General features: G+C 73.2%; 22 protein-coding genes. 13 read left to right on the top strand and 9 right to left on the bottom strand.

Annotation, left to right across the window (positions count from 1 at the left end):
• The first annotated feature begins 68 nt into the window (after nucleotides 1-68).
• The 5 genes from ESG85_RS16715 (at nucleotide 69) to ESG85_RS16695 (ending at nucleotide 5,503) form a co-directional block, all read left to right on the top strand.
• On the top strand, nucleotides 69-935 hold the full coding sequence (locus ESG85_RS16715; RefSeq protein WP_128980055.1) for a DUF4429 domain-containing protein: 867 nt from the start codon (nucleotides 69-71) through the stop codon (nucleotides 933-935).
• A gap of 147 nt (nucleotides 936-1,082) precedes the next feature.
• Complete coding sequence (locus ESG85_RS16710) at nucleotides 1,083-2,468, top strand: sensor histidine kinase (RefSeq protein ID WP_128980053.1); 1,386 nt, start codon at nucleotides 1,083-1,085, stop codon at nucleotides 2,466-2,468.
• 10 nt (nucleotides 2,469-2,478) lie between these two features.
• On the top strand, nucleotides 2,479-3,159 hold the full coding sequence (locus ESG85_RS16705) for a response regulator (RefSeq protein ID WP_128980051.1): 681 nt from the start codon (nucleotides 2,479-2,481) through the stop codon (nucleotides 3,157-3,159).
• A gap of 161 nt (nucleotides 3,160-3,320) precedes the next feature.
• Nucleotides 3,321-4,301, top strand: coding sequence for an alpha/beta hydrolase (locus ESG85_RS16700; protein WP_128980049.1), 981 nt, complete (start codon nucleotides 3,321-3,323; stop codon nucleotides 4,299-4,301).
• On the top strand, nucleotides 4,298-5,503 hold the full coding sequence (locus tag ESG85_RS16695; protein ID WP_128980047.1) for an acyltransferase family protein: 1,206 nt from the start codon (nucleotides 4,298-4,300) through the stop codon (nucleotides 5,501-5,503). The genes ESG85_RS16700 and ESG85_RS16695 overlap by 4 nt, the downstream gene beginning before the upstream one ends.
• Nucleotides 5,504-5,588: 85 nt before the next feature.
• Here the strand turns inward: ESG85_RS16695 and ESG85_RS16690 are convergent, their stop codons facing one another.
• Both ESG85_RS16690 and ESG85_RS16685 read right to left on the bottom strand, forming a co-directional pair.
• Entirely contained in the window at nucleotides 5,589-6,647 is a 1,059-nt protein-coding gene (locus tag ESG85_RS16690) for an aldo/keto reductase (RefSeq protein ID WP_128980045.1), read from the bottom strand.
• A complete protein-coding gene (locus tag ESG85_RS16685) occupies nucleotides 6,644-7,093 on the bottom strand; it encodes a MerR family transcriptional regulator (protein WP_128980043.1) in 450 nt (149 codons plus the stop codon). Before ESG85_RS16685 ends, ESG85_RS16690 begins: the two co-directional genes overlap by 4 nt.
• Before the next feature lie 52 nt (nucleotides 7,094-7,145).
• On the opposite strand from ESG85_RS16685, the gene ESG85_RS16680 reads away from it, so the two are divergent.
• Nucleotides 7,146-7,988 (top strand): serine hydrolase domain-containing protein, encoded by an 843-nt coding sequence (locus tag ESG85_RS16680; RefSeq protein WP_128980041.1) that lies wholly within the window; start codon nucleotides 7,146-7,148, stop codon nucleotides 7,986-7,988.
• Between the two features lie 31 nt (nucleotides 7,989-8,019).
• On the opposite strand, the gene ESG85_RS16675 is transcribed toward ESG85_RS16680, so the two are convergent.
• The 5 genes from ESG85_RS16675 to ESG85_RS16655 form a co-directional block, all read right to left on the bottom strand.
• Nucleotides 8,020-8,619: a hypothetical protein gene (locus ESG85_RS16675; RefSeq protein WP_128980039.1), complete on the bottom strand. Its 600-nt coding sequence runs from the start codon at nucleotides 8,617-8,619 to the stop codon at nucleotides 8,020-8,022.
• 2 nt (nucleotides 8,620-8,621) lie between these two features.
• On the bottom strand, nucleotides 8,622-10,238 hold the full coding sequence (locus ESG85_RS16670) for a sensor histidine kinase (RefSeq protein ID WP_128980037.1): 1,617 nt from the start codon (nucleotides 10,236-10,238) through the stop codon (nucleotides 8,622-8,624).
• A gap of 100 nt (nucleotides 10,239-10,338) precedes the next feature.
• Nucleotides 10,339-11,025 (bottom strand): response regulator transcription factor, encoded by a 687-nt coding sequence (locus ESG85_RS16665; protein ID WP_128980035.1) that lies wholly within the window; start codon nucleotides 11,023-11,025, stop codon nucleotides 10,339-10,341.
• 112 nt (nucleotides 11,026-11,137) lie between these two features.
• Nucleotides 11,138-12,877, bottom strand: a complete 1,740-nt coding sequence (gene murJ / locus ESG85_RS16660; RefSeq protein ID WP_425471244.1) for a murein biosynthesis integral membrane protein MurJ — start codon at nucleotides 12,875-12,877, stop codon at nucleotides 11,138-11,140.
• Nucleotides 12,874-14,058: a lipid II:glycine glycyltransferase FemX gene (locus ESG85_RS16655; protein ID WP_128980033.1), complete on the bottom strand. Its 1,185-nt coding sequence runs from the start codon at nucleotides 14,056-14,058 to the stop codon at nucleotides 12,874-12,876. The genes murJ and ESG85_RS16655 overlap by 4 nt, the downstream gene beginning before the upstream one ends.
• A gap of 214 nt (nucleotides 14,059-14,272) precedes the next feature.
• Here ESG85_RS16655 and ESG85_RS16650 point away from each other — a divergent pair, with 214 nt between their 5' ends.
• Entirely contained in the window at nucleotides 14,273-15,460 is a 1,188-nt protein-coding gene (locus ESG85_RS16650) for a L,D-transpeptidase (protein WP_246095083.1), read from the top strand.
• 40 nt (nucleotides 15,461-15,500) lie between these two features.
• Complete coding sequence (locus ESG85_RS16645) at nucleotides 15,501-16,016, top strand: DinB family protein (protein WP_128980030.1); 516 nt, start codon at nucleotides 15,501-15,503, stop codon at nucleotides 16,014-16,016.
• A gap of 64 nt (nucleotides 16,017-16,080) precedes the next feature.
• On the opposite strand, the gene ESG85_RS16640 is transcribed toward ESG85_RS16645, so the two are convergent.
• Nucleotides 16,081-16,752: a pirin family protein gene (locus ESG85_RS16640; RefSeq protein WP_128980213.1), complete on the bottom strand. Its 672-nt coding sequence runs from the start codon at nucleotides 16,750-16,752 to the stop codon at nucleotides 16,081-16,083.
• A gap of 94 nt (nucleotides 16,753-16,846) precedes the next feature.
• Here ESG85_RS16640 and fasR point away from each other — a divergent pair, with 94 nt between their 5' ends.
• The 5 genes from fasR (at nucleotide 16,847) to fabF (ending at nucleotide 21,786) form a co-directional block, all read left to right on the top strand.
• Nucleotides 16,847-18,028, top strand: a complete 1,182-nt coding sequence (gene fasR, locus ESG85_RS16635) for a fatty acid biosynthesis transcriptional regulator FasR (RefSeq protein ID WP_128980028.1) — start codon at nucleotides 16,847-16,849, stop codon at nucleotides 18,026-18,028.
• Between the two features lie 89 nt (nucleotides 18,029-18,117).
• Nucleotides 18,118-19,044 carry an ACP S-malonyltransferase gene (locus ESG85_RS16630; protein WP_128980026.1) on the top strand — a complete coding sequence of 309 codons (927 nt, stop codon included), beginning with the start codon at nucleotides 18,118-18,120 and terminating at the stop codon, nucleotides 19,042-19,044.
• An 18-nt stretch (nucleotides 19,045-19,062) separates the two neighbouring features.
• Entirely contained in the window at nucleotides 19,063-20,094 is a 1,032-nt protein-coding gene (locus ESG85_RS16625; RefSeq protein WP_128980024.1) for a ketoacyl-ACP synthase III, read from the top strand.
• 55 nt (nucleotides 20,095-20,149) lie between these two features.
• The gene (locus ESG85_RS16620) at nucleotides 20,150-20,398 is read left to right on the top strand and encodes an acyl carrier protein (protein WP_128980022.1); all 249 of its coding nucleotides are present in this window, start codon (nucleotides 20,150-20,152) and stop codon (nucleotides 20,396-20,398) included.
• 101 nt (nucleotides 20,399-20,499) lie between these two features.
• A complete protein-coding gene (fabF, locus tag ESG85_RS16615; protein WP_128980020.1) occupies nucleotides 20,500-21,786 on the top strand; it encodes a beta-ketoacyl-ACP synthase II in 1,287 nt (428 codons plus the stop codon).
• Between the two features lie 89 nt (nucleotides 21,787-21,875).
• Here the strand turns inward: fabF and ESG85_RS16610 are convergent, their stop codons facing one another.
• Nucleotides 21,876-22,370: a DUF3145 domain-containing protein gene (locus ESG85_RS16610; protein ID WP_128980018.1), complete on the bottom strand. Its 495-nt coding sequence runs from the start codon at nucleotides 22,368-22,370 to the stop codon at nucleotides 21,876-21,878.
• Between the last annotated feature and the right edge of the window lie 231 nt (nucleotides 22,371-22,601).

Below are 22,601 nucleotides of genomic sequence, written 5' to 3'. Positions count from 1 at the left end.
GATAACGGCGGATTTACGATGGTCGCGAAGGGGCGACGCCGGGGCATACGCCACATACGATGAGGCGTATGGGTGATGTGCTGGCCGGAATTCATGCCACCTGGGAGTTCGAGAGCGACGCAGTCGTCATCCGCTTCGAACGGGGGATCCGTACGCCGAAGCTGCTCAACGCGCTGCGCGAACGCCGCGTCCCGCACGAGGCGCTGGCTTCGGTGACGCTCACCCCCGGGAAGCGGGGCACCGTCGTGCTGCACGCCGTGCCGCGGGACGGGGCCGATCCGCTGGTGGAAGCGGCCGCCGGCCAGCTCAAGGAGGGCAGCGACCCGTACCGCCTCGTGCTGCCCGCCGACCGGGAGACGCTCGCCGAGTACTACCGCGACGAGCTGCGCGCCGCGCTCGCGCCGTACGCGGACCTGGGACCGGCGGACCGCTTCCTGGTGGCGGCGCCCGAGGGGCCGCAGTCCTTCAAGGCGTACGACGGGAAGGCGAGCTTCGACGGGAAGGCGGAGGTCTCCTTCCGCTGGTTCTGGACGGGCGCCTCCTCGGAGAAGTGGAAGGCGGGCGACCAGACCTTCCGGGTGCGGGACCTCAGCGGCGTCGAGTGGCGCTCGCCCGAGATCCTCGACGGCTATCTGCGGCTGGTGCGCCGTGACGGCCACGACGCCCGCCCGGTGCAGCCCGATCACGACCCGGCCTCCGTCGTCTTCGGGCTCGGATACGGGCCCGTGCACGAGTCCCTGCCGTTCGCCGCGTCCGTGCTCGCCGCGATCCGCGACTCCTCCGAGCGGGTGCCGGTCGCGGTCCAGGCGGTGCCGCACCGGGACCCGGCGGGCATTGCGGAAAGGATCCGCCACCTCGGCGAGCTGCACCGGGCGGGGCTGGTGACGGACGAGGAGTTCTCCGCGAAGAAGGCGGAGCTGCTCGCCGAGCTGTGACACCCCTCCGCGGCAGCGGAGCCGCGCCCCCGTGCCGTACGGCTCCGGAGTCGTACCGCGCTCCGGAGTCGTACCGCGGTATGACCCCCGGGCCCGCACCCCGGTATGACGTTCCCGCCCGGCCGCGGTGCCTACGCTGGGCGGGCCATGAAGGAAAAGGAACAAGAACAGCCGCCCGCGCCGCGATCCGACGCCCCGCGGCCCACGTCCGGCGCCGAGGACCACGAGCGGGCGCCCGGCGCCAAGGGCCGTGAGCGGACGTCCGGCGCCCGCGCCCAGGACCTGCTCAGGAGCTTCGGGACCGCCCTCGCGACCCCGACCGGCCCCGGCGAGCCCCTGCTCGCCCGGGCGTCCTCGCCCTGGGTCCGCCGACTGCCGTACGGCGTGGCCCTGGCGCTCGTCGCGAGCCTGCTGCCGGTCACCATCACCGTGCTGATGCAGGACTACCACGTCGACGGCCCCATCGCCGGGGCGCTCGCGACCGCGCAGACCGTGCCGCTGTTCCTCGCCGTCACCCGGCCGCTCCAGGCCTGGTGGGTGATCATCACGGCGGACGTCCTGGGCGGCTTCGCCCTGCTCGACTCCGACTACCACGAACTGCCCTGGCCGTGGACGCCCATGGTCGTCATCGGCTACCTGTTCCTGATGCTCGCCCTGGGGCTGCGCGAGTCCCGGCGCGCCCTGGTGAGCGTGTGGCTGGTGACCGGCGCCGCCGGGGCCGTCTTCGAGATCCTCGCGCCCGAACGCCCAGGCAGCGGCGTGATCGTGCTGCTGTTCGTGCTCAGCGGGATCGTGCTGCTGCTCACCGCGACCCTGCGCGGGCGCGGCGAGGCCGAGCGGCGGCTCGTCGAGCAGGAGACCATCAGCGAGGCCGAACGGGCCCGCCGCACCCTGCTGGAGGAACGGACCAGGATCGCGCGCGAGCTGCACGACGTGGTCGCCCACCACATGTCGGTGATCACCGTCCAGGCGGACTCCGCGCCGTACCGCATCCCGGACCTGCCGGAAGCGGCGCGCGAGGAGTTCGCGTCGATCGCGTCCGGTGCGCGCGAGTCGCTGACCGAGATGCGGCGGCTGCTCGCGGTGCTGCGCAGCGAGGGCACGGAGGGCGAGCGGGCGCCGCAGCCCGGGCTCGACCGGCTGCAGCAGCTGGTGGAGGCGACGGTGCGGGCGGGGGTGCCGGCCGAGCTGGCGATGCCGGCGGACCTGACGGAATCCGTCGAGGTGCCGCAGGCGGTGGACCTCTCCGCGTACCGGATCGTGCAGGAGGCCCTGTCCAACGTCGTCCGGCACGCGCCGGGCGCCGAGACCCGGGTGTCGGTCCGTGGGGACGGCGAGGGCTGGCTGACCGTGCTGGTCGTCAACGGGCCCGCCGCCGAACGGACTTCGCCGCTGGAGGGCGGCTCGGGCACCGGGCACGGTCTCGTCGGGATGCGCGAACGCGTACGGTTGACCGGCGGCTCGCTGGACACCGGGCCGCTGCCGGACGGGGGCTTCCGGGTCGCCGCCCGGCTGCCGCTGACCAACCCCTGAAGGACCTTCCGTGACCATCCGCGTGATCATCGTCGACGACCAGGCCATGGTGCGGGCCGGCTTCGCCGCGCTGCTCTCGGCGCAGACCGACATCGACGTGGTGGGCGAGGCGCCCGACGGCCGGCAGGGCGTGGAGGTGGCCCGTACGACGCGTCCGGACGTGGTCCTGATGGACGTGCGGATGCCGGAGATGGACGGGCTGGCGGCGGCACGGGAGATCCTCGACCCGCCGCGGGGCGTCGTGCACCGGCCGAAGGTGCTGATGCTCACCACCTTCGACGTGGACGACTACGTGTACGAGGCGCTGCGCGCCGGCGCCTCCGGCTTCCTCCTGAAGGACGCGCCGCCGGCCGACCTGATCGCGGCGGTGCGGGTGGTGGCGGCGGGCGAGGCGCTGCTCGCGCCGTCCGTCACGAAGCGGCTGATCGCCGACTTCGCCGCGTCCCGGCCGGCGCCGCGCGGCGACCGGGCGGCCCTGCGCCTCAACGGCCTGACGCCGCGCGAGACGGAGGTCCTCGAGCTGATCGCCCGGGGCCTGTCGAACCAGGAGATCGCCGACCACCTGGTGCTCGCCGAGCAGACCGTGAAGACCCACATCGGGCGGGTGCTGGCCAAGCTGGACCTGCGCGACCGGGCGCAGGCGGTCATCTTCGCGTACGAGTCGGGACTGGTCACGCCGGGCGGCCAGTAGAGGGGAAAACCCCACCATCCGCCGGGGGCCGGCCCCTCGTCCGCCCCCTACCCCGGTATCACTTCACGGTTGGCGCCCTGGTGTGACGTGCCGTCACCCGTGCCGTTCCTACCTTCCTCTCGCTCACGACGACAGGAACAGGAACGGAAGGGAAGTGGCCGATGCGCCGGTTCACGAGGACCCTGGTGGCCACCGCGCTCACCGCCGCCGTGATGGCGGGCACCGCGGGCTGGGCGTCCGGAACGACCCAGCAGGCGGTGACCGGGGCACCGGTCGGCACGGCGGCCTGGCGGGCCGAGGGCCTGCCGGACCCGGAGCGGATGACGCCCGCTCAGACGGCGGCGTACTTCGCCGGGTTGGGCAGCCGGGAACGACAGCGGCTGCTGCGCGAGCACCCAGGGGTCGTCGGCAACCTCGACGGCGTCCCGCCGGCCCTCCGCTACGCCGCCAACTCCCGTGCTTCGGGCGGGAGGTTCGCGGGTCGGCAGGTGCTCGCGTACGACCCACGGGGCCGCGGGCAGGCGGTGCTGGTGTACGGCGACCTGACGGCGGCCGAGCACGTGGCGGTGATCGTGCCCGGCTCGGACACCGACGCCGGGAACCTCGACTCGCTGACCCGCAAGGCCACGGCCCTGCGCGAGGCGACCGGCGGGCGGACCGCCGTGGTCGCCTGGGCCGGCTACACCACGCCCGTCGGCGTCGGCCTGGACGCCGCCACGGGGGACCTGGCGGAGGCCGGCGCCGAACGGCTGGTCCGCTTCACCCAGGGCCTCGAAGCCGTCGGCGCCGCCGCACCCTCCGTCTTCTGCCACAGCTACGGCTCCGTGGTCTGCGGGCTCGCCGCGCACGCGCTCGAGGCCGAGGACCTGGTGGCCGTCGCGTCGCCCGGGATGCGGGCGGACGACGTGGCGGCGCTGAACACCTCGGCGCGGGTGTGGGCGGCGAAGGACCCGACGGACTGGATCGACCGGGTGCCGAACGTCGAGTTCGCCGGACTGGGCCACGGCACCGACCCCACGAGTCCCGGGTTCGGCGCGAGACCGGTGCCCGCCGCCGACGCCCGGGGCCACGACGGCTACTTCGCGCCCGGCACCGAGTCCCTCCGCGCCTTCGCCGCGATCGCCGAGGGAGAGGTCCGATGACGACGCTCCGCACCCTGGTCACCAGGATCGAGTCCGGCACTCCCGCCCACCGCGACCGCGCGGTCGACGGACTGCGGGCCCTCGCACTGCTCGCCGTGCCCACGGGGCACTGGCTGCTCGGCGGGTTCACGCTCTCCGCGGACGGCGCGATCCACAACGCGAGCCCGCTGTCCACGTTCGGCGGACTGGCCCCGGTAAGCTGGGTCCTCCAGATGCTGGGCATCTTCTTCCTGGTCGGTGGCTACGCGTCCGTCCTCTCCTTCCGCCGCCACCGGGGCTCCACCGCCGAGTGGCTGAAGGGCCGCCTGGCCCGCCTCGGCCGGCCGGTGCTCGGCGTCACGGCCGTGTGGGCGGCACTGCTGCCCGCGCTCCACTTCGGCTTCGGCGTGCCGTCCGACACCCTGCGCACGGCGTCCACGCTGGTGATCCAGCCGCTGTGGTTCGTGGGCGTGTACACGGTCGTCACCGCGCTGACGCCGTACTGCGTCCGGGCCGCCCGCCGGCTCGGCGTGTGGGCCGCGGCCCCGCTGCTCGGCTCGGTCGCGGTGGTCGACTTCCTGCGCTACGGGCCGTACGCCGAGGCGATGCCGTCCTGGCTGAGCGTCCTCAACATCCTGCCGGGCTGGCTGTTCGCCTATCAGCTGGGCGTCTCCTGGGGCGAGGGCCGGGTCACCCGCCGCCACGCCCGGGCCCTCCTCCTCGGCGGTGCCGCGCTGTTCGCCGCGCTGCTCGTGTGGTTCGGCTACCCGGCGTCGATGGTCGGCGTCCCCGGCGAGGCCCGGACCAACTCGCACCCGCCGTCCCTGCTGGTCCTGGCCCTGGCCGCCGCCCAGAGCGGCGCGGCGATCCTGCTCCGCGACCGCCTCGGCCGGCTGCTGCGACGCCCGGCCCTGTGGGCACCGGTCGTGGTGATCAACCTGTCGGCGATGACGATCCTGTGCTGGCACCAGACGGCCATGCTGGCCGCCGCGATCCCCGCCTCGTACGCGGGCGGGCTCACGGGCCTGATCGGTCCTCCCGACTCGGTCACCTGGATCCTGGCCCGCCTGGCCTGGATGCCGGTCTTCGCCGCCCTGCTCCTCCTCATCGGCCGCCACGCCCGAGGTTTCGAGTCCCCCTGGACCCACACGAGCACCACCCGCCGAGCCGCGGCAGGCGCCCTGGCGGCAGGGTTCGCGATCTTCGCCCTGGGCCTGGCGTGAGACCACGGCGGCGGGAGGGGGCGCCGGCGCCCTCCACCGCCCACGGGGTCGAGGGGGCCCGGGGCGGGGGCCGGTCCCCCGGCCGTCACGCCTCCCGTTCCTCGGACGTGTACCGCATGTCCGGATACCGGTCCCCCGCGACCCGTCCGGCGATCGGCTCCAGCAGACCGAGCTCGGCCTCGCTCAGCCTGATCCGCGTGGCCGCCGCGTTCTCCAGCAGCCGCGCCCTCTTCCGCGTCCCCGGGATCGGCACGACGGTCAGCCCGTGCACCGCCGCCCGCTGCTGCACCCACGCCAGCGCGATCTGTGCCGGCGTCGCCCCGTGGTCCGCGGCGATCGCGCGGACCGGGTCCAGCAGCGCCGCGTTCCGCGCGGCGTTCTCGCCGTTGAAGCGCGGCTGCCGCCGCCGGAAGTCGTCGTCCGCGAGGTCCTTCGACGCGTCGGCGAACGCGCCGGTGAGGAAGCCGCGGCCCAGCGGCGAGTACGGCACGAAGGTCACGCCCAGCTCGGCCGCCGCGGGCACCGCGGTGCGCTCCACGCCGCGGGAGAACAGCGACCACTCGGACTGGAGCGCGGCGATCGGGTGGACGGCGTGGGCCTCGCGCAGCTCGGCGCCGGTGACCTCGCTCAGCCCGATGTGCCGGATCTTGCCCTCCTTGACGAGCTCGGCCATGGTGCCGACGGACTCGGCGAACGGCACGGCGGGATCGATGCGGTGCATGTAGTACAGGTCGATGGTGTCGACGCCGAGCCGGCGCAGGCTGCCCTCGACGGAACGCCGGATGTAGGCCGGGGAGTTGTTGACGCCGCGGCGGAGGGGATCGTCGGCGTGCCGCTCGATGCCGAACTTGGTGGCGAGGACGATCTCGTCGCGGTGGGCGGCGGCGAACGGGGCCAGGAACTCCTCGTTGGCGCCGTGTCCGTAGGCGTCGGCGGTGTCGATGAGGGTGACGCCGGCCTCCAGGGCCGCGTCGAGCGTGTCACGGGCGGCGGCCTCGTCCGTGCCGCCGTAGAACTCGCTGATGCCCATCGCGCCGAAGCCCTGGACCCCGATCGCGGGCCCGTCCGGGCCGCCGAGGCGCACGGTGTCGATGGGGAAGGCCGGGCCGGTCCGGCCGGCCGGCGTGGTCGTGGACGCGCTCATGAAGGGGTGCCTCCGCAGATGGTTCCGTAGTGATCGATCTTGCGGTCGAGCACGGCGAGGGCGTCCTGGAGTTCGGCGATGCGGGCGACGACGTCGTCGCGGGTGCCTTCGAGGATCGCGCGCCGCTGGTCGTGGGTGTGGGAGCCCTCCCGTACGAGCTCGGCGTACCGCACCATGTCGGCGACGGCCATGCCGGTGAGCCGCAGCTTGCCGACGAAGGCGAGCCAGTCCAGGTCGCGCCGGGTGAACCGGCGCTGGCCGGTGTGGGTCCGGTCGACGTGCGGCATCAGGCCGATCCGCTCGTACCAGCGCAGGGTGTGCGCCGAAAGCCCGGTCAGGGCGGCGACCTCGCTGATGGTGAACCGCTCCTGCGCCAGGGGCGCGGTGGCCGTCGTGTTCGTGCCGGTGGCCGTGGTGCTCGTGGTCGTGCTGTCGATCACGCTCATGACCTCCACGCTAAAAGGTTGGAGTGCACTCCAAGCAAGTAGGCTCGGCAGCATGCAGCAGAGCAGCGTGCCCGGCCTGGTGTCCCTGGCGTCGATCGAGAACTGGCCCGTCCCCACCGCGGCGGCGGCCGTCGTCCGTGCGGACGGCACCCTGGCGGGCTCCCACGGTCCCACCGGGCGCCGCTTCGCGCTCGCCTCCGTCACGAAGCCGCTCGCGGCGTACGCGGTCCTCGTCGCGTACGAGGAGGGCGCGATCGACCTCGACGAGCCGGCCGGGCCGGAGGGCGCGACCGTACGGCATCTGCTCGCCCACACGTCCGGTCTCGCCTTCGACGAGAACCGGGTGACGGCCGCGCCCGGCACCCGCCGGATCTACTCGAACACGGGTTTCGAGGTGCTCGGCGACCACGTCGCGAAGGCCACCGACATCCCGTTCGCCGAGTACCTGCACCAGGCGGTCCTGGAGCCGCTCGGCATGACCTCCACGACGCTGGAGGGCTCGCCCGCCAAGGACGGCGTGTCGACGGTGGACGACCTGGTGCGCTTCGCCGCCGAGGTGCAGGCGCCGCGGCTGCTGGACCCGCGCACGGTCCTGGACGCGATGACCGTCACGTACCCGGGACTGACCGGGATCCTGCCGGGTTACGGGCACCAGCGGCCGAACGACTGGGGGCTGGGCTTCGAGATCCGCGGCGGCAAGTCGCCGCACTGGACCGGTGCCTCGTCGTCGCCGCGGACCTTCGGGCACTTCGGGCAGGCCGGAACGTTCCTGTGGGTCGACCCGGACGCGGGGGCGGCGTGCGTGGCCCTGGCGGACCGGCCGTTCGGACCGTGGGCGATCGAGGCGTGGCCGCCGTTCACGGACGCCGTCCTGACGGAACTGCGGGCACGGTAGGCACGGGGCGCGCCCGCGGGCGTCAGGCCCCCTACGCCTCGCAGCGCGTCTCCGGAAGTGCCCCGTCCGTGCCGGTGACCAGGACGGTGGCCGCGCCGCCGTAGCCCTCGGCGTAGGCGGCGGTGCAGACGAGCTGCTGGTGGGCGACGGTGTCGAAGTCCTGCACGCGGGTCGCCAGCCGGATGCTCAGCGCCGGCCGCCCGTCGCGGAACTGTTCACGCCGCACGTGCGGCTCGCCCGCGCCGTGCAGGTTGAGCCGGGTGGTGAGTCCGGCGGCACGTTCCTCCTCGTCCGGGCCTTCGAGCAGGGTGCGGAGCACCGTGTCGGTCGCGATCCGGTAGTCGCCGGGGCCGTCTATCTCGTAGTGGGGCACGAGCACGCGGCCGTTGTCGTCGATGAGGCTGAGGTCCGACGAGGGCCCGACGGCCAGGCCGAGACTGCGGGTGACCGGCATGAGCTGCCCGTCCTCGCCGACGAAGTACAGCATCAGCTTGGTGCCGCCGGTCGGCTCCACGGCGACGGTCGCCGCCCCGCCGGCCTCCACGACGTCGCTTCCCTGGATGCCGCACGCGGCGAGCGCCGGCAGGCACAGCACGGCGGCGGTCCGGCGGATCCATGTCACTTCTCGCATGCTCACAGGGGAATCCTGACAGTGAACACGGCGCCGCCGTCCGGCCGGTTGGCGACGTCGACGGTGCCGCCGTGCAGTCGTACGTTCTCCTGTGTGATGGCCAGGCCGAGACCGCTGCCGGTCGAGCGGGTCCGCGCCGGGTCGCCCTTGTAGAAGCGGTCGAAGACGTGGGGCAGCACGTCGTCGGGGACGCCCGGCCCCCGGTCGGCCACCTCCGTGACGAGCCGGTCGCCCTCCGCGTACACCCGGACCGTCACGGGCGGGCGGCCGTGCCGCAGGGCGTTGCCGACCAGGTTGGCCACGACCACGTCGAAGCGGCGCGGGTCGAGCCGGACCCGGATGCCCTCGGTGAGGAGGGGCACGATCTGCTGCGGGTCGGTCCAGTGGCGGTTGATCAGGGTCTTGCGGACGGCCTCCGCCGCGTCGACCTCGTCCGTGTGGAGTTCGGCGGCGCGGGCGTCGAAGCGCGAGATCTCCATGAGGTCCTCGACGAGGACGGCGAGCTTGCCGGTCTCGGCACTGATCAGGCGGACGGCGCGGGCCGTGTCCGAGTCGAGGGCGCCGGCGTCCTCGTCGAGGACCTCGGTGACCGCGAGCATGCCGGCGAGCGGGGTGCGCAGTTCGTGCGAGACGTCGGAGGCGAAGCGCCGGGCGCGCGCCTCGGCCCGGCGCAGTTCGGCGACGGAACGTTCCAGCGCGGCGGCCGACTCGTTGAAGGTCCGGGCGAGGTCGGCGAGTTCGTCGCTGCCCTTGGCGTGGATGCGGGTGTCCAGGCGGCCGCGGCCCATGCTGTGGGCGGCCCGCCGCAGCTCCCGCACGGGGCGCAGCACGCCACGGGACGCGAGCAGCGCCGGGAACAGGGCGACGAGCAGCGCGGGCAGCGCGCCGTCGCGGGCGGCGAGGACCATGGCCTCGATGTTGGCCTCCTCCTCGCCGAGGTCCATCACCGCGTACACGACGAGGCCGGTGGGACGGCTCGCCGGGTAGCCGCCGCGGCCGCTGAAGACGGCGGGCACGGCGATGGTCAGGTATGGGGTGCCGTTCTTGACGACGCGCTGGAAGCTGCCGTGCGTGGTGCCGACGGCGGTGGCGCGGCGGCGCAGTTCGGGCGTGAGGACGGTCGACTCGGGCCGGTCGGTGGACGAGACGCGCAGCCTGCCGTACTCCGCGTACACCCGCCACGGCCGCGGCTTGCCCAGCCGGGCGATGCGCTGGAGCTCGGTCCGCAGCCCTTCGGGGTCGACCGGCATCCGGGTGCTCAGGGTCTCGACCTGCTGCCGGAAGGCGGTGACGGCGGTGTCCTGGGTCTGCTCCAGGATCGCGTTGCGGGCGGCGCGGTAGGTGAGGGCGGCGGTGGTGCCGCAGCCGACGGCGGCGACCAGGAGGAAGGCGAGGACCAGCCGGGTGCGCAGCCCGAAGGGGCGCGGGCGGCGTCTTCGCGGCGGCGGTCCGGCGTCGCCGGGCACATGGGCCTTCACTCCGGGGTCCTTCGCTCTCCGGTCCTGCGCCTTGCGGCCCTTGGGCCTGCGGTCCTTCGCCTTGTGGCCCTTGGGCCTGCGCCGGCCCCTCCCGGCCGGGTCGCTCCGGGTCTCGTCGTCCTCCCCGGTCCGGCTTCTCATGTCCCCGGCCTCACCGACGTGTCCGGCCTCACCGCTGTGTCCGGCCTCACCGACGTTCCCATCCTCACCGACGTGTCCGCTCTCACCGACGTGTCCGCTCTCACTGGAGCGGGCCGAAGCGGTAGCCGAAGCCGCGCAGGGTCTGGATGTAGCGGGGCTCGCCGGGCGTGTCCTCGATCTTGTTGCGGAGCCGCCGTACGCAGGCGTCGACGAGCCGTGCGTCGCCGTGGAAGCTGTGCTCCCAGACGTGTTCGAGGAGCTGCTGGCGGCTGAAGACCTGCTCGGGCGCGGAGGTCAGGTGCAGCAGCAGCTTCAGCTCGGAGGGGGCGAGGGCGACCCGTTCGCCGCTCTTGGCGACGGTGAGCCCGGCCCGGTCGATGGCCAGTTCGCCGTGGAACTCCACGGAGGGCCGCCCGCCGCCGGGCTCCTCGATGCGGCGGAGCACCGCGCGGATGCGGGCCTCGATGACCTCGGTACGGGCGGGCTTGACGATGTAGTCGTCCGCGCCGGCCTCCAGGCCGATGACCACGTCGAAGTCGTCGCCGCGGGCGGTGAGCATGATGATCGGCAGCTGGCTGCCCTCCCGGACCCGGCGGCACACCTGGACGCCGTTCATACCGGGCAGCATCAGGTCGAGCAGCAGCAGATCGGGCCGGAACTCGCGGAGCGCGGCGAGTCCCGCCTCGCCGGTCGCGGCGGTCCGCACCTCGTGGCCGCGGCGCCGGAGTCCGAGCTCGACGCCTTCGCGGACGGAGGGGTCGTCTTCGATCAGCAGCACGCGTGGCATCTGTGGAGTATCCCAAGGTCGGAGCGGTGCCCCGCCGGGGAGGGGGCCCGGCGGGGCAGGTCGGAAGGGGCAGGGAGCCGGAGCGGGCGGGCGGGCGGCGAGGGGTCGGTGGTCAGCCCCGCCGTACGAGACGGCCGAAGCGGCCGGTCACGTTCCCGATCAGCGCGCTCACTTCGGCGAGCCGCAGCGGCCCGGCCAGGAGCGCGAACACGGCGACGATCACGGCGGCTCCGGCGAGCCCCGCCGCGACCGGCCCCGCCGGGGTGCTCAGTTCGGCGGCCAGCAGGCCGAGCCCGGTGGCGGGCGACGCCGCGGCGAGCAGCCGTACGAGCGCGACACCGGCGCCCGTACCCGCCGCGCCGCTACCGGGGCCCGTACCCGCCGCGGCACCGGGGTCCGTGCCCGCCGCGCCGGCGCTCACGGTCCCCGCGCGCCCGAGCCGGCGGCCCAGGACGTACGCCGTCACGCCCCAGCCCGCCCAGAGGGCGAGCGAGTAGCCGGCCGCCATGCCCGCGACGGCCCAGCGGGCGGGCAGGAAGGCGGCCGAGCAGAGCGCGAGCAGCGCGTTGAGCCCGGCGATGACCAGGTTGAGCAGGAACGGGGTGCGGGTGTCGCGCATCGCGTAGAAGGCGCGGGTGCACACGTACTGGCCGGAGAGGGCGATCAGACCGGGCGCGAGCGCCATCAGGATCCAGGCCATCGAGCGGACCGCGCCCGCGTCGGTCCGCCCGTACTGGAAGACCGTGCCCATCAGCGGGACGGCCAGCGCGAACAGGGCGCAGGCGGCCGGGACGACGGCGGCCGCGGTGGTGCGCTGCGCGTAGGCGACGTCCCGGCGCACGCCGGCGAGGTCGCCGTCCGCGGCCGCGCCGCTCATCCGCGGCATGAGGGCGGTGACCAGGGCGACGGTGACGATGCCGTGCGGGACGGCCCACAGCAGATAGGCGTTGTTGTACGCGCTGATCCCGGCGCCCTCGGCGTGCTGGCCGGCCGCCGTGGCGACCTTGGTCGTCACCCAGTACGCGGCCTGGTTGGTGAGGACCAGGAGCACGAGCCAGCCGGCCGCGCGCAGCGGCGCGGCCAGGCCGCTGCCGCGCCAGTCGAACCGGGGCCGCCAGCGGAAGCGGGCCGCCCGCAGCGAGGGCAGCAGCGCGAGGGCCTGGAGCGCGATGCCCGCGGTGGTGCCCCAGCCGAGGAGCGCGGTCTCGCCTGAGGTCAGGCCGCCGCCGTCGGACACGGCGAGGAACAGCGCGAAGACGCCGATGACGACGAGGTTGTTGAGGACGGGCGTCCACATCATCGCGCCGAACCGGCCGCGCGCGTTGAGCACCTGCCCGAGCAGGGTGAAGACGCCCAGGAAGAAGATCTGCGGCAGGCAGGACCGGGCGAAGGCGATCGTCATGTCGCGCTGCGCGCCGGTGTAGTCGGTGTAGCCGTCGACGATCGCGGGCGCCGCGAGCACGGCGACGGCGGTCAGGACGGTGAGGGCGAGCACGCAGACGGTGAGCAGCCGGTCGGTGTAGGCGACGCCGCCGTCCTCGTGCTCCTTGGCCGCCTTGACGAGTTCGGGCACGAAGACGGCGTTGAGGGCGCCGCCGAGCAGCAGCATGTAGACGATGGTCGGCACCGAGTTGCCGACGGCGTACCCGTCGGCGACGAAGCCCGTGCCGATGGCCGCGGCGACGACGGCGGACCGTACGAACCCGGTGGCGCGGGAGACCAGCGAACCGGCCGCCATGAGCGCGCCGCTGCGGGCCACGGACGGTGCGGCCTTGTGCATCGCCGCGGTGTCGCCCCCGCTCCCGGTTCCGCCCCCGCTCCCGGTGGCGGTCTCGGTGGTGCTCGCCGTCATCGGCGGGCCAGGTACGCCTGGAAGGCGCGGTACAGCGTGTGGTTGGTCGTGCCGGGCAACGGAATCTCCCACTCCCCCAGGGTCTCGACGACCTGTCCGCCGGTGCCGAGCTTCCAGCGCAGCAGCCCGTGGGCGCGGTCGTCCGGGTCGAGGGTGGAGGGTACCCCGCGCAGGTCGTAGACGTCGGCGCCGACGGCGTGGGCGTCGAGCATCATGCGCCACTGCAGGGCGTTGGAGGGGCGGACCTCGCGGCGGTGGTCGGCGGAGGCGCCGGTCTGGTACCAGACCCGCCGGCCGACGGTGACCATGGTGTGCGCGGCGAGGATCTCGCCCTCGTGCCGGGCGAGGTAGAGCTTCATGCGTCCCGGCTGCTCGGCGTTGAGGACGGCGTACTGGCGCTCGTAGTACGCGAGGGAGCGGCCGAGCCGGAATCCGTCACGTTCCTCGGTGATCCGCAGCAGCCGGTGGAACTCGGGCAGGTCGGCCGCCGAACCGACGACGACCTCGACGCCGCACTTGCGGGCCTTGCGGATGTTGCGCCGCCACTCCTGGTTGAGGCCGCTCCACAGGTCGTCGGCGCTGCGGCCGGTGAGCGGCACCTGATAGACGTGCCGGGGCTGGGCGTCGGCGCCGTCCTGGGAGTCGCCGCCGCACTTGCGCCAGCCGCGGGCGCGCAGCCGTTCGGCGACGGCGGAGCCGAGCGGGTCGACCTCGCTGGCGAGGACGTCGCCGAGGCGCCGCCCGGGTCCGGTGTGCGCCTTGAGGGTAGTGGCGGTCCAGCGCCGGTACGCGGGCCCCGGCCCGATGCGGACGGCGAAGACTCCGGAGGCCCGCAGGTGCTTCAGGAGCGGGTCGAGCCAGCCGTCGACGTCCGGGTCGGACCAGTCGGCGACGGGCCCTTCGGGCAGGTACGCGAAGTACTTGCGGGTGCCGGGGAAGGCACGGAGCAGGACCAGGGCGACACCGGTGAGCTGTCCGGACTCGGGTCCCCAGCCGAGGAGTTGGTGCGTCCAGCCCTCCTTGACCTGTGCCCAGGCGGGGAGTTGGAGGAAGCTGGGTCCGTCCGGACCGGTGGAGCGGTGGGCGAGGAAGGCGCGGTGGACCTCGGGTGTGACCGGTCCGAGCCGCAGGGCACGAGCGGGAGCCGGTGTGGACGCGGGGGTCACGAGCAGCGCTGACACAACGGGGAGCCTCCTTGTTCCGCCCCGTCGGTGGTGGGGCGCACAGCAGGCTCACAGCCGGTGTTGACCGGTCCGCGCGAGGAATGTGACGGGACGGTGACCGTTTCTCACCAGCGGCCGTCACATGGCCGGGAGGCACGGCGCGGGCGGCGGGACGGGATCTACAGTCCGGTTCATCCCACCGTTTCCCGCTCCTCCCGCGGAGGTCTGTCCCGTGCTGCGGACTCCTGCTCGTGTACGCATATCCCTGCTGGTCCTCGCGGCCGCGTCGCTGACCGCCTGTTCGGCCGCGACGGCGGACGACGCCACGTCGCCGGGCGCCGCCGCCCCGCCCGGCTCGGCGGGCGCTCCGGCGAACGTGACCGTGGCCCCTCCGGCGGCCGGCCGGCCCCTGACCGTGACGGCGAGCGGCGGGACCCTCGCCCAGGTGAGGGTGGTCGACGAGGACGGCGGCGCGCTCACCGGCCGCACCGCTTCCGGCGGGGCCTCGTGGACCTCGGACCGCAAGGCCGCCCCCGGTGCGTCGTACACGGTGGAGGTGACCGCCCGCGGCGCCGGCGGCAAGGAGACGACGTCACGGACGACGCACGCGATCGCCGAGGCGGACACGATCAACAAGCTGACGCTCGCGCCCGGCAAGAACACGACCGTGGGCATCGCCCAGCCGCTGTCGATCGTGTTCGACCGCCCGGTGAAGAACAAGGCGGACGTGGAACGCCAGTTGAAGGTCACGACCTCCGACGCCACCGAGGGCTCCTGGGGCTGGCTCACGGACTACTCGGGCAAGGACCGGGTGGACTGGCGGCCCAAGGACTACTGGAAGCCGGGCACCAAGGTGACCCTGGAGGCGACGCTGAACGGCACCGACTCCGGCGGCAGCGGCGGCTGGTTCGTCCGCGACTACCGGACCGGCTTCACCGTCTCCGAGCAGGCCCGGGTGGTGAAGGTCGACCTGGACACCAAGAAGCTGACCGTCCTGCGGGACGGCCGGGCCGTGCGCACCATCCCGGTCTCCGGCGGCACGCCCGGCGGCGACAAGCGCTCCTGGCGGGGCACGGCCGTGCTCATGGCGAAGGAGGGCACGATCAACATGAACTCCGAGACGGTCGGCCTCGGCGACGCCTACGACAAGATGGTCGACTACTCGATGCGGCTGACCTGGTCGGGCATGTACGCGCACGCGGCACCGTGGAACGCCAGGTACTTCGGCCGCGCGAACATGAGCTCGGGCTGCATCGGCATGAGCGACGAAGAGGCCAGGACCTTCTACGAGATGGTGCGCCCCGGCGACCCGTTCGAGATCAAGGGCAGGGAGACGAAGGGCGTCGTGGCGGAGGGCAACGGCTACGGGGCGTGGAACGTGTCGTGGCCGGCCTGGAAGGCGAAGAGCGCGCTGCGTTAATCGTTCGACACCCGGCCGGGGCGGCGGCAGACTTCCGGCGATGACTACACGTACGGATACGCCGCCCTCCTGGGACGAGCGCACGCAGCTGACCACCTGCCTGGACTACGCCCGCGCCACGGCACTCGTGAAATGCGAGGGCCTGTCCGAGGAGAACGCCCGCAAGGCCCCTCTCCCGACCTCGCCGCTGATGACGATCAGCGGCCTGATCAGCCATCTGCGCTGGGTCGAGCACTGGTGGCTGGACGTGGTGTTCCTGGACGGGGAACTCCAGGGCCCGCTGGCGGAGGCCACCGACGACGACCCGGACCCCGAGATGCGGACGGCGGTCGACGTCCCGCTGCCCCGGCTCATCGCCGCGTACGAGGAGCAGAGCGCCCGCCTCCGCCGCCTGGTGTCCGAACACGACCTGGACACGAAGGCCAAGCGCCCGGTCCGCGGCGACCTCCACGTGGACCTCCGCTGGATCCTCCTCCACCTCATCGAGGAGACGGCCCGCCACAACGGCCACCTGGACATCATCCGCGAGCTCCTCGACGGCCGTACGGGCAGCTGAAGCACCTCCGGAGCCGGTCCGTCCGCATCACGGGCGGCCCGGCCACGAGGCACCTCCGGGGGTCTCAGGCCCCGTCGGGGAAGCCGCCCCTCATCTCCCACACCAGGACCTCCGCGTCCGCCGTGGCCAGCAGCGCCAGGCCCTTCTCCTCCGAGGCCCGCGCCGCGTCGCCGGCGCCCAGTTCCTCGCCCGAGAGCCGGACCGTGCCGCGCACCACGTGCACGTACACGAAGTCGGCCTCCGGGACCGCCACGCGCGCGTCCCGTTCCAGGCGGTGGACGTGGAGCACCGCGCCCGCCGCGGGCACCGCGTACGGCGTCGCGCCGGCGATCCCGCGGACGACGTCGTACGACGGCTCGCCCCCGGCGGTCAGCGGGGCCAGCCACATCTGGACGAAGACCAGCGGGCCGGGGCCGTCGTTGCGCTCGACGTGACGGACGCCGGCCGCCGCGCTCAGGTGCTGGAGGTCGCCGGGGCGGACGACGGTCGCGTGGCCCGTCGAGTCGCGGTGGGTCAGTTCGCCCTCGACGACCCAGGTGACGATCTCGGTGTGACGGTGCGGGTGCTCGTCGAAGCCGGCGCCGGCTGCCAGGCGTTCCTCGTTGCAGGCGAGCAGGGCGCCGAAGCGGAGGTTGTCGGGGTCGTAGTACCGGCCGAACGAGAAGGCGTGCCGGGTGTCGATGCCGGTCTCCGGGTCGCCTCCGGGGTAGCGATCCCCGCCGCGCTGGATGCGTATCACGACGGCAACGGTAGCCGCGCTGCGCCGCCGCGACGGCGGGAAGCGGCCCCGACCCCGCACGTCGCCGTCCCGATAAGGCAGTCTTGTCCCCGTGTCTGAACCCGTGAACCCCGCTCACCCGCATGCCGCGACCCTGAAGCGCCTGGAGCAGTCCTCCGGGCGGCTCGCCGCCAGCGCCATCGCCCGCATGGACGAGACGCTGCCGTGGTACCGGGCGATGCCGCCCGAGAACCGGTCGTGGATCGGTCTGGTCGCGCAGGCGGGTATCGCCGCGTTCACGGAGTGGTTCCGGCACCCGGAGACGCCCCAGGCGATCTCCACCGACGTCTTCGGCACCGCGCCGCGCGAGCTGACCCGGGCGATCACGCTGCGGCAGACCGTGGAGATGGTGCGGACGACGATCGAGGTCATGGAGTCGGCCATCGAGGAGGTGGCCGCGCCCGGCGACGAGTCCGTGCTGCGCGAGGCGCTGCTGGTGTACGCGCGGGAGATCGCCTTCGCGACCGCCCAGGTGTACGCGCAGGCCGCGGAGGCCCGGGGCGCGTGGGACGCGCGGCTGGAGTCGCTGGTCGTGAACGCGGTGCTGTCGGGCGAGGCCGACGAGGGCGCCGTGTCCCGCGCGGCCGCTCTTGGCTGGAATTCGCCGGAGCACGTGTGCGTGGTGCTCGGCACCGCGCCCGACGGCGACAGCGAGCTGACCGTCGAGGCGATCCGGCGGGCCGCCCGGCACGCCAAGCTGCAGGTGCTCACGGGTGTGCTCGGCGACCGGCTGGTGGTCATCGCGGGCGGCAACGACAACCCGCTGGCCGTGGCCAAGGCGCTGATCGGACCGTACGCCGCCGGACCGGTCGTCGCCGGGCCCGTCGTGCCCGACCTGCTGGCGGCGACCCGGTCCGCGCAGGCCGCCGCGGCCGGCCTCAAGGCGTGCACCGCCTGGCAGGACGCCCCGCGCCCGGTGCTCGCGGACGATCTCCTGCCGGAGCGCGCCATCGCCTCCGACCCTTCGGCCCGTGAGCAGCTGGTGGAGGAGATCTACAGACCGCTGGAGGAAGCGGGCTCGGCGCTCCTCGAGACGCTCAGCGTCTACCTGGAGCAGGCGAGCAGTCTGGAGGGCGCTGCGCGGATGCTCTTCGTGCACCCGAACACCGTGCGCTACCGGCTCCGACGTGTGACCGACGTCACCGGATGGTCACCCTCCGACGTCCGCTCCGCCTTCACCCTGCGGATCGCGCTGATCCTCGGGCGCTTGGCCGACGCGGATACGCAGTCCTAGACTTTTGTCGAACACCAACAATTCCCCCGACGGTTCTTCGTCCTTGTCCCCACGGGCGTCGGGGACCGTCCCCAAGAGAGAGTGTGAGGGTGCTCGTACTCGTCGCTCCCGGCCAAGGCGCTCAGACGCCCGGCTTCCTGACTCCCTGGCTCGAAATCCCCGGTGCCGCCGACCGCGTCGCGGCCTGGTCCGACGCCATCGGGCTCGACCTTGCCCACTACGGCACGAAGGCGGACGCGGACGAGATCCGTGACACCGCCGTGGCCCAGCCGCTGCTCGTCGCCGCGGGTCTGCTGTCCGCCGCCGCCCTCGCCGAGGGCGTCGACCTCGCTCCCGGCGCCGTCGCCGGCCACAGCGTCGGCGAGTTCACCGCCGCCGCGTTCGCCGGTGTCCTCGACGACACCGCCGCCCTGCGTCTCGTACGGTCCCGTGGTCTGGCGATGGCCGAGGCCGCCGCCGTCACCGAGACCGGCATGTCGGCGCTGCTCGGCGGCGAGCCCGAGGTGACCGTCCCGCACCTGGAGAAGCTGGGTCTCACCCCGGCGAACGTGAACGGCGCCGGCCAGATCGTCGCCGCCGGCACCCTGGAACAGCTGGCCGCCCTGGCCGAGGACAAGCCCGAGGGCGTCCGCCGGGTCGTCCCGCTGAAGGTCGCCGGCGCGTTCCACACGCACCACATGGCGCCCGCCGTGGCGAAGCTGGAGGAGGCCGCCCAGGGCCTGTCCCCGGCGGACCCGTCGACGGCCTACGTCTCCAACAAGGACGGCAAGGTCGTGACCGGCGGCGCGGACGTCATCGCCCGCCTGGTCGGCCAGGTCGCCAACCCGGTCCGCTGGGACCTGTGCATGGAGACCTTCCAGGAGCTCGGCGCGACCGGCCTGATCGAGGTGTGCCCCGGCGGCACCCTGACCGGCATCGCCAAGCGCGCCCTGCCCGGTGTCCGCACCGTGGCCCTGAAGACCCCGGACGACCTCGACGCGGCCCGCGCGCTCGTCGCGGAGACGGCCTCGGCCTGACAAGGAGTGTCGACAAGCATGGCGAAGATCAAGCCCAGCAAGGGCGCCCCGTACGCGCGCATCCTCGGTGTCGGCGGCTACCGCCCGACCCGTGTGGTGCCCAACGAGGTGATCCTCGAGAAGATCGACTCGTCGGACGAGTGGATCCGTTCGCGTTCCGGCATCGCGACCCGTCACTGGGCCTCCCCGGAGGAGACCGTCACCGCGATGTCGGTGGAGGCGTCCGGGAAGGCGATCGCGGACGCGGGGATCGACCCGGGGCAGATCGGGGCGGTCATCGTCTCCACGGTCTCGCACTTCAAGCAGACGCCGGCCGTCGCGACCGAGATCGCCGACAAGATCGGCTCCGGCAAGCCGGCCGCGTTCGACATCTCCGCCGGCTGCGCGGGCTTCGGCTACGGCCTGACCCTGGCCAAGGGCATGATCGTCGAGGGTTCGGCGGAGTACGTCCTGGTCATCGGCGTGGAGCGGCTCAGCGACCTGACCGACCTGGAGGACCGCGCGACGGCCTTCCTGTTCGGCGACGGCGCCGGCGCCGTGGTCGTCGGCCCCTCGGACGAGCCGCACATCGGCCCCACCGTGTGGGGTTCGGAGGGCGACAAGTCCGAGACCATCAAGCAGACCGTGCCGTGGAACGAGTTCCACGTCGGCGACGTGTCGAAGCTCCCCCTCGACACGCAGGGGGAGATCAAGTTCCCGGCCATCACGCAGGAGGGCCAGGCGGTGTTCCGCTGGGCCGTCTTCGAGATGGCGAAGGTCGCCCAGCAGGCCCTGGACGCCGCCGGCATCTCGGCGGAGGACCTGGACGTCTTCATCCCGCACCAGGCCAACATGCGGATCATCGACTCGATGGTGAAGACGCTCAAGCTGCCGGAGCACGTCACGGTCGCCCGTGACGTGGAGACCACCGGCAACACGTCGGCCGCCTCGATCCCGCTCGCGATGGAGCGGCTCCTGGCGACCGGCAAGGCGAAGAGCGGCGACACGGCGCTCATCATCGGCTTCGGGGCGGGTCTCGTCTTCGCCGCGACGGTCGTTACCCTCCCCTAGGCACTCCGGATATCCGGAAGCCTTTTTCTCAGCACACACAAGAAGGAGCGCCAGCATGGCCGCCACCCAGGAAGAGATCGTCGCCGGTCTCGCGGAGATCGTGAACGAGATCGCCGGCATCCCGGTCGAGGACGTCGCGACCGAGAAGTCCTTCACCGACGACCTGGACGTCGACTCCCTGTCCATGGTCGAGGTCGTCGTCGCCGCCGAAGAGCGCTTCGACGTGAAGATCCCGGACGAGGACGTCAAGAACCTCAAGACCGTGGGCGACGCGACCGACTACATCCTGAAGCACCAGGCCTGATCGGCCTGACCGCCCCGGCCGTACACCCTTCGGCCGACCCGGTCCGCCACCCAGCGGTGGCGCCGCATTTCGACCATCACACACATGGAGAAAGAATTCCTGTGAGCTCGACCAATCGCACCGTGGTCGTCACCGGTATCGGCGCAACCACTCCGCTGGGTGGCGACTCCGCTTCCACCTGGGAGGGCCTCCTGGCGGGACGCTCCGGCGTCCGGCCGCTCGAGGGCGAACGTTTCGCGGAACTGCCCGTGCGGATCGCCGCGCAGATCGCCGTGGACCCGTCCGAGGTGCTCCCCCGTCCGCAGGCCCGCAAGCTGGACCGCTCGGCGCAGTTCGCGCTGATCGCGGCCCGTGAGGCGTGGGCCGACGCGGGCTACACCGGCCCGGCCGGCGCTGTGCCGGCGGACGCCGGCGCGTCGGGCGCCCAGATCGCTCCCGAGCGTCTCGGCTCCGTCATCGCCTCCGGCATCGGTGGCGTCACCACCCTGCTCGACCAGTACGACGTGCTGAAGGAGTCCGGCGTCCGCCGCGTCTCCCCGCACACCGTGCCGATGCTCATGCCCAACAGCCCCTCCGCCAACGTCGGCCTGGAGGTGAACGCCCGCGCGGGTGTCCACACCCCCGTGTCCGCGTGCGCGTCGGGCGCCGAGGCCATCGGCTACGCCATCGAGATGATCCGCACCGGCCGTGCCGACGTGGTCGTCGCCGGCGGCACCGAGGCGGCGATCCACCCGCTGCCGATCGCGGCCTTCGCCAACATGATGGCGATGTCCAAGAGCAACGACGAGCCCGAGAAGGCCTCCCGCCCCTACGACAAGGCCCGTGACGGCTTCGTCCTGGGCGAGGGCGCGGGCGTGATCGTGCTCGAGTCCGAGGAGCACGCGAAGGCGCGCGGCGCGCGGATCTACTGCGAGGCGCTCGGCCAGGGCCTGTCGGCCGACAGCCACCACATCGCGCAGCCCGAGCCGACCGGCCGCGGCATCGCGGAGGCGCTGCAGAACCTGCTCGACGCCTCGGACCTGAAGCCCTCCGAGGTCGTCCACCTCAACGCGCACGCCACGTCGACGCCGCAGGGCGACGTCGCCGAGATCAAGGCGCTGCGGAAGGTCCTGGGCGACGACCTCGGCCACGTCGCGATCTCCGCGACCAAGTCGATGACCGGTCACCTCCTGGGCGGCGCGGGCGGCATCGAGACCGTCGCGACGGTCCTCGCCCTGCACCACCGGGTGGCTCCGCCGACCATCAACATCGACGACCTGGACCCGGAGGTCGACGCCGACATCGTCCGCGACGAGCCGCGCGAGCTGCCGCAGGGCACGATCGCCGCGATCAACAACTCGTTCGGCTTCGGCGGCCACAACGTCGTCCTGGCGTTCCGCTCGGTCTGACGCCACCGCCGTACACGCCTCGAAGGCCCCCTGCCGGATGCTCCGGCGGGGGGCCTTCGGGCGGTTACGGGGACTCGGCGTCCGTGAGGTCAGACGACCTGGTGGAGCCAGCGGACCGGGGCGCCCTCGCCCGCGTAGCGGAAGGGCTCCAATTCGTCGTCCCAGGGCTTGCCGAGGAGCCTGGAGATCTCGGCCTCCAGGACCGTCTCGCCCTGCGCCGCGCGTGCCAGGGCCGCGCGCAGCCGGTCCTCGGGGATCAGGATGTCGCCGTGGATGCCGGTGACGGCGTGGAAGATGCCGAGCTCGGGCGTGGCGCTGTAGCGCTCGCCCTCCGCGGTGGCGCAGGGCTCGGCCGTCACCTCGAAGCGGAGCAGCTGCCAGCCGCGCAGCGCGGAGGCGAGTCTGGACGCGGTGCCGGTCTCGCCCTGCCAGGAGAACTCGGCTCTCCAGGTGCCCGGGGACGCGGGCTGACGGATCCAGTCGAGCTGGACCCTCGCACCGAGCACGCCCGCGACCGCCCATTCGACGTGCGGGCAGAGCGCGCGCGGTGCGGAGTGAACGTACAGGACTCCACGTGTCGTCACCGGGACCTCCAGTGTGGGACGAGGTTCGCCTATTCCCAGCGGCCTCAGTAAACAACATCACGAAGAATCAGCTTCGCAAACCCCCAAAAAGGGGACAGCATGTGACGTGAGGTAATTTACCGGAGCCGAGCGGCAGGGGCGCCTCTGGTTCGACGGGGAAAAGCTACCGTGCCGCGCCCGCGTCGGGGTGACGTACGGTCGGTCGGGGGCGGGTGGACACGAAGCTTTCAC

The organism is Streptomyces roseicoloratus (assembly GCF_004117935.1).
In the GTDB taxonomy this organism is placed as follows: domain Bacteria; phylum Actinomycetota; class Actinomycetes; order Streptomycetales; family Streptomycetaceae; genus Streptomyces; species Streptomyces roseicoloratus.
The sequence above is the reverse complement of the archived record's forward strand: the minus strand, read 5'-3'. Positions and strand labels throughout refer to the sequence as shown.